This window comes from Rhodococcus sp. NPDC060086 (assembly GCF_042730275.1).
GTDB lineage: Bacteria > Actinomycetota > Actinomycetes > Mycobacteriales > Mycobacteriaceae > Rhodococcus.
In genome coordinates this window covers 45,966-52,667 of sequence record NZ_JBHWWZ010000025.1, presented here as the reverse complement: position 1 = coordinate 52,667, position 6,702 = coordinate 45,966, and the positions used below count along the sequence as shown (strand labels likewise).

Below are 6,702 nucleotides of genomic sequence, written 5' to 3'. Positions count from 1 at the left end.
GCGTCAGTGCCCGGAGACGCAGGCGTCAGTGCCCGGAGACGCAGGCGTCAGTGCCCGGAGACGCAGGCGTCAGTGCCCGGAGACGCAGGCGTCAGTGCCCGGAGACGCAGGCGTCAGTACCCGGAGACGCAGGCGTCAGCGGCCCGGCGGCACGATCAGCACGGGCCGGTGGCTGTGCCGGAGCACGTGGTCGGCGACCGAGGACTGCAACAGCGAACGCAGCCCCGTCGTGCCGCGGGTGCCTGTGACGATGATGTCGACATCCAGTTCGTCGGCGGCCTCGACGATCGCCGTCCACACCGCGTTGACGACCTCGACGGTGCGGCCCTCGGCGTGCAGGCCGAGCGAGTTGGCAAGCTCGAGGCCCTCCCGGTTGGTGACCTTCGCGTCGGAGAGCGCCACGTCCTCGTTGTCCTCGTCCGGTACCCACTCGGGCTGCATCACGCCCGACAACCCCGACATCCGCGCAGCCTGGCGGACCATCGGCTCCCACGCGGTGACGACGATGGCGCGGCACGACTCGAGGAAACGACCCGCGTATTGCACGGCGCGCTTGGAGTTCTCGGATCCGTCGTAGGCGATGAGGATCAAGTCTGCGGCCAACGTGCACTCCTCCAGGTCGTGTACGTGAAAGCTCTCATGTCGGTGATGGTTGCGTGCACGATACCTCGCTACGCGGGTGGTGGGGAGGCCCCTGTGTGAGTCGACTACCGTCGAGCATCATGCGGATCCGACACAGCCTCGCCGTTGTCCTCGCCTCGGCACTCGCGGTTACGGCCTGCGGTGCCGACGACACTGCCGACGACCCGACATCGGAGCCGTCCGCGACCGCGCAGTCGACGGCACCTCGGTCCTCTGCGACAGCTGCATCGTCCCCCCCGGCCGAGGCGTGCGGCGACGACCTGCTCGCGTCGCTGTCACTGCGTCAGAAATTGGCGCAGCTGCTCAACGTCGGGGTCACCGGCGCCGACGACGCGCTGGCCGTGATCGGGGCAGAACAGATCGGCGGCATCTTCGTCGGGAGCTGGACCGATCCCGCGATGCTCGCGGAGCGTCAGATCCCCGGGGTCGCGGCGCAGAGTCCGCTGCCGCTGATGGTGACGATCGACGAAGAGGGCGGCCGCGTGTCGCGGGTGGGGGAACTACTCGGCCCCGACCCGTCGGCCCGCGTCACCGCGCAGACGATGACCGTCGACGAGACCTATCAGATGGCACTCGAGCGGGGCCGGGAGTTGCGTGAGCTCGGCATCACCGTCGACTACGCGCCCGACGTCGACGTGAGCAGCCAGCCCGACAATTCCGTGATCGGCGACCGTTCCTTCTCGGACGATCCGGCAGTCGTCACCGACTACGCAGGTGCCTACGCCCGCGGTCTCCAGGATGCAGGCATCATGCCGGTGCTCAAGCACTTCCCCGGCCACGGTTCGGCGTCCGGCGATTCGCACACCGGTGCTGTGACGACCCCGCCGATCCAGGAACTCGTGGCATCCGACCTTGTGCCGTATCGGGAACTCGTCTCGTCCGACGTCGCGGTGATGTTGGGTCATCTCGACGTTCCCGGCCTGACCGAGGGCCTGCCTGCGAGTATCAGCCCCGCCGCGGTGGATCTGCTTCGGACCGGCACCGGCTACGGCGGGCGTCCCTTCGACGGCATGATCTTCACCGACGACTTGTCGGGGATGCAGGCGATCACCGACTCGTATCCGATCACCGAAGCCGTCGAGGCGGCATTGGTTGCGGGCGTCGATCAGGCGTTGTGGCTGACCACCGATCAGGTTCCGGCGGTCCTTGACCATCTCGAGCGCGCGGTGGTCTCGGGTGAGCTGCCCGCGGCGCAGGTCGACGAGTCCGTGCGCACGGTGGCCCGTGCCAAAGGTGCGCTCGAGTGCTGACAAGTCCGGTTCGTCCGGTGAACTCCGGCTACCTACCGTAGAGTAAGAAAACGTTCGAGACGTAGGTGTTGGAGGAGCCATGGCCGGCGGTACCAAGCGACTGCCCCGTGCGGTACGGGAGCAGCAGATGCTCGACGCCGCAGTGGATGTGTTCTCCGAGAACGGATTTCACGACACGTCCATGGATTCGATCGCAGCGCGCGCGTCGATTTCGAAGCCGATGCTCTACCTCTACTACGGGTCGAAGGACGAACTGTTCGCCGCGTGCATCAGTCGCGAGGGGCAAGCGTTCGTCGAGGCGCTCAAGCCCGCAGGCGACCTGTCGCTGTCGCCGCGCGAACAGCTGCGCGTGGCACTGGAGTCGTTCCTCGGTTTCGTCGACGCCCACCGCAGCTCGTGGATGGTGCTCTACCGCCAGGCATTCGGGCAGCAGGCGTTCGCCGGACAGGTGCAGAACAGCCGTGATCAGTTGATCGAGCTGACCGCCCACCTTCTCGAATCCAGCACGCGCGACCCGGAACCCGGCACCGACTTCCAGATCATGGCCGTCGCGCTCGTCGGTGCGGGCGAAGCTGTCGCCGACCGTGTCGCGGGTGGCGAGATCGAGGTCGAGAAGGCGGCCGACCTGCTCGAGAACCTTGCGTGGCGCGGTCTGGCGGGCAAGAAGAAGTCCGACCAGCAGGGCTGATCGGACCTCTTCACCGGACAGTGCGCCGGGACGCCCCCATCGCGCCCCGGCACACCGAGATTCAGCGCAGTGTCGCCGTGAGGTGCGGGTACTGCTTCTTCGGGTGCCGCACCGCGAGATCCCACCCGTCACCCTCGCGCTGCGCGTAGAGGCTCAGCGACGACGGCAGGAGCACCGGCTTGCCGAACCGCACCGAGTAGGTGACCTTCTCGGGGATCCGGCCCTCCACCATCGACAGCGTGGCCGCGGCGGTCCACATGCCGTGCGCGATGGACTTCGGGAACCCGAACGCCTTGGCGCCCAGCGACGACACGTGGATCGGATTGCGATCGCCCGACACCGCTGCGTACTTGTCGATCGTCTTCTGGTCGACGCGCAGCGTGGAGGTGGCGACGGCCGGAATCTCGTCGTCCTTCGGCTCCGGCTTCGGCTCACCGGACAGCGATGTGCGCTGCTGATGCAGGAACGTCGACGTCTGGCGCCACACCGTCTCGCGTCCCACGTTGACGACGGTGACGAGATCGACGAGCAGTCCCTTGCGGTGTTCACGCATGTTCTCGGCGTGCACACGCAGATCGAGAGGCTCGGTCGTGGAGATCGGCCGCAGCTGCTCGATCACGTTCTCGGCGTGCACCGAACCGACCGCAGAGAACGGAAAGCCCTTGGACACCATCAGTTTCATCACGAGCGGGAACGTGAGGATGAACGGGTACGTCAGCGGCAACGTGTCGCCGAAACGCAGCCCGCACACCTTCGCGTACTCGGCGAGATTGTCGGGATCGACCCGCAGCCCGCGGAGTACCAGCGTGTCGTCGGGCAGTGAATCGCCGGATGCGCCGACGACGGGCAGCGCCGAGAGCACGGCGCGACCGTAGACGTCGAGGATCGACGGGCTCGCCGACAGTTCGATCTCGCTCATCAAGCCCCCAGCATGGACTGGCCGCACACACGCACGACCTGCCCGGTGACGGCGCTCGACGCGGGGCTCGCGAACCACGCCACGGTCTCGGCGACGTCGACGGTCTCGCCGCCCTGGCTCAGCGAGCTCATCAGGCGGCCGCCCTCGCGGGTCGCGAGCGGGATCGCAGCGGTCATCGCGGTTTCGATGAAGCCCGGCGCGACAGCGTTGATGGTGATGTTCTTCTTCGCGAGCACGGGCGCGGTGGCCTGCACGAGGCCGATGACGCCTGCCTTGGACGCGCCGTAGTTGGTCTGGCCACGGTTGCCCGCGATACCCGCGATCGACGACACGTCGATCACGCGACCGCCTTCCTTCAGTGCCCCCTTCTCGACGAGCACCTCGGTGATCTTCTGCGGGGCAATGAGGTTCACGGCCATCACGGAGTTCCACTTGCTGCCGTCCATGTTGGCGAGCAGCTTGTCGCGGGTGATGCCTGCGTTGTGGACGATGATGTCGGCGCCGCCGTGTCGCTCGAGCAGATGTGCAGCGAGTTTGTCGCCTGCGTCGGCCGCGGTGACGTCGAGCGGGAAGGACGTGCCACCCACGCGGTTGGCGGTCTGCGACAGCGCCTCACCGGCAGCCGGTACGTCCGCTGCGATGACGGTGGCGCCGTCGCGGGCGAGGACCTCGGCGATCGTCGCGCCGATGCCGCGCGCGGCGCCGGTCACGACAGCGACCTTGCCCTCGAGCGGCTTGGTCCACGAGGCGGGGGCGGTGGCGTCGCCGTCGCCGACGCGGACGACCTGGCCGTCGACGAACGCCGATTTGGCGGACAGCAGGAATCGCAGTGTCGACTCGACGCCGGAGAGCCCCGTCGAGGCCTTCGGTGAGACGTACACGAGTTGGATGGTGGCACCGCGGCGCAGTTCTTTGCCGAGACTGCGCGTGAAGCCTTCGAGCGCGCGCTGCGCGATCTGCTCGTCGACCGACGTCGCCTGCTCGGGTGTGGTGCCGAGGACGACGACGCGTCCGCTCGGAGCGAGGTTGCGGATCGCGGGCTGGAAGAACGTGAGGAGCTGTTCCAGGCCCGCGGCGTCACTGATACCGGTAGCGTCGAACACGAGGGCACCGAACACGGTGTCGGCCGGGTCTGCGAACGTGTAGTCGCTCAGCAGTGTGCGGATCGGTTCCACGAGGCGGCCGTTGCCGCCGACGAGGACGGGTCCGGGGAGCGCGGGCTCGCCGGGCTGGTAGCGGCGAAGCTTCTCGGGCTGTGGCAGACCGAACTGCTTCGCGAGGAAAGAGCCGGGTGCGGACGAGATGAGCTGGGAATAGAGCTTGGGGGCGCCCTTGGCGTCAGCCACGTTTCCACCTTCTTCGAATTCGGTCGTCGATGCTGTGGTCGACAACTAACTTACTCCTGAGTAAGAATAGTAGCCACAGTTCAGTCCATCCGAATCCGGGAGATATCAGTGACCACCAATGCCCGAACCACGCAGCAGCGTCATATCGCTCGTTCCTCGCAGCAGCGTCGCGTCGCCGTTCTCGGTGGCAACCGGATCCCGTTCGCACGTTCGGATCGCACGTACGCACGCGCGTCCAACCAGGACATGTTCACCGCGACCCTCGACGGTCTCGTCAGCCGCTTCAACCTGCAGGGCGAGCGCCTCGGTGCAGTCGTCGGCGGCGCGGTGCTCAAACACAGCCGCGACTTCAATCTCGTCCGTGAAAGCGTTCTCGGTAGCGCACTGAGCCCCTACACGCCCGCGTGGGATCTGCAGCAGGCATGCGGCACGGGTCTGCAGTCGATCGTCTCGGTGGGCGACGCGATCGCCGCCGGTCGCATCGACGCAGGCATCGGCGGCGGCGTCGATACCACCTCCGATGCCCCGATCGCGGTGAGCAACCCACTGCGCGAGTTCCTGCTCTCGCTCAACCGCGCCCGCACGACGGCCGCTCGCGTCAAACTGCTCGGCAATGTGCGCCCGTCGATGCTCGGCATCGAGATCCCACGCAACGGCGAGCCGCGCACCGGACTGTCGATGGGCGAGCACGCTGCGATCACCGCGAAGGAATTCGGGGTCCGCCGCGAAGACCAGGACGAACTCGCCGCCGCGAGCCACCACAACATGGCCGCCGCCTACGACCGCGGATTCTTCGACGATCTCGTCACCCCGTTCCTCGGGCTCACCCGCGACGACAACCTGCGCCCCGATTCGTCCGTGGAGAAGCTGTCGACGTTGAAGCCGGTGTTCGGCACCGAGCTCGGCGACGCCACCATGACGGCAGGCAACTCCACCCCGCTCACCGACGGCGCGTCGGCAGCCCTGTTGTCGACCGAGGAATGGGCGGCCGAGCGGAACCTGCCGGTCCTCGCGTACCTCGTCGACTCCGAGACCGCCGCCGTCGACTACGTCCACGGTGGCGACGGCCTGCTCATGGCTCCCACCTACGCCATTCCCCGTCTGCTGCAGCGCAACGGCCTCACTCTGCAGGATTTCGACTTCTACGAGATCCACGAGGCGTTCGCGTCGGTGGTTCTCGCCACGCTGCAGGCGTTCGAGTCGGAGGAGTACTGCACGCAGCGTCTCGGTCTCGACGCTCCGCTCGGATCGATCGACCGCAGCAAGCTCAATGTCAACGGATCCTCGCTCGCCGCGGGTCATCCCTTCGCCGCGACCGGCGGCCGCATCGTCGCTGCACTCGCGAAGATGCTGCACGAGAAGAAGCAGGAGACGGGCAAGCCCGTTCGTGGCCTCATCTCGATCTGCGCTGCGGGTGGCCAGGGTGTGACGGCAATCCTCGAGGCGTGATCTCCGGGGGAGTGGCTCACATTCGAGAAATTCTTCGAAAAGTGTGTAACGCCCCCGTCGACACGGCGATAGAACAGACGACCCTGCTGGGCTACCTGACCCCCGACCTGGTAGCCCAGCGGGGTCTCTGCGTATTCCGCTCGTAGACCGTTCACCCCCGGGCGTTACCCTGGAGAACCGGTATCCGGCGCGCAGAGTACGACGAGCGTGCCCCGTCTGAAGGGACATCGGTGAGCGGCAACAACGGGACGAACGAGCCCGAGGCTACACACGACGACGTTCTCCCGACCGAACCACACTCGCACGAGGCTCACCCGGCCGACGCTGCGACGGAGGTCGACGCTGTCACAGAGCAGGAAGGCGCTGCGACACGGGAAAAGAGCGAAGCGGCACTCCCGGAAGGGAAGA

At 67.1% G+C, this 6,702-nt stretch carries 6 protein-coding genes; 3 read left to right on the top strand and 3 right to left on the bottom strand.

Translation table 11 applies throughout. The annotated features are described in order from the left end of the window. Window positions 1–135: 135 nt before the first annotated feature. Window positions 136–603: a universal stress protein gene (locus ACFWB0_RS15495; RefSeq protein ID WP_378491346.1), complete on the bottom strand. Its 468-nt coding sequence runs from the start codon at window positions 601–603 to the stop codon at window positions 136–138. A gap of 119 nt (window positions 604–722) precedes the next feature. On the opposite strand from ACFWB0_RS15495, the gene ACFWB0_RS15490 reads away from it, so the two are divergent. Then, window positions 723–1,892 (top strand): glycoside hydrolase family 3 N-terminal domain-containing protein, encoded by a 1,170-nt coding sequence (locus ACFWB0_RS15490; protein ID WP_378491345.1) that lies wholly within the window; start codon window positions 723–725, stop codon window positions 1,890–1,892. A gap of 79 nt (window positions 1,893–1,971) precedes the next feature. Further along, a complete protein-coding gene (locus tag ACFWB0_RS15485; RefSeq protein WP_378491344.1) occupies window positions 1,972–2,580 on the top strand; it encodes a TetR/AcrR family transcriptional regulator in 609 nt (202 codons plus the stop codon). Window positions 2,581–2,641: 61 nt separating this feature from the next. Here ACFWB0_RS15485 and ACFWB0_RS15480 read toward each other — a convergent pair whose 3' ends face one another. Then, window positions 2,642–3,499, bottom strand: a complete 858-nt coding sequence (locus ACFWB0_RS15480) for a MaoC/PaaZ C-terminal domain-containing protein (RefSeq protein WP_378491343.1) — start codon at window positions 3,497–3,499, stop codon at window positions 2,642–2,644. Continuing rightward, window positions 3,499–4,845 carry a 3-oxoacyl-ACP reductase gene (locus tag ACFWB0_RS15475; protein WP_378491342.1) on the bottom strand — a complete coding sequence of 449 codons (1,347 nt, stop codon included), beginning with the start codon at window positions 4,843–4,845 and terminating at the stop codon, window positions 3,499–3,501. The genes ACFWB0_RS15480 and ACFWB0_RS15475 overlap by 1 nt, the downstream gene beginning before the upstream one ends. A gap of 108 nt (window positions 4,846–4,953) precedes the next feature. Between ACFWB0_RS15475 and ACFWB0_RS15470 the strand changes: the two genes are divergently transcribed. Further along, a complete protein-coding gene (locus ACFWB0_RS15470) occupies window positions 4,954–6,294 on the top strand; it encodes an acetyl-CoA C-acetyltransferase (RefSeq protein WP_378491341.1) in 1,341 nt (446 codons plus the stop codon). Window positions 6,295–6,702: the final 408 nt, after the last annotated feature.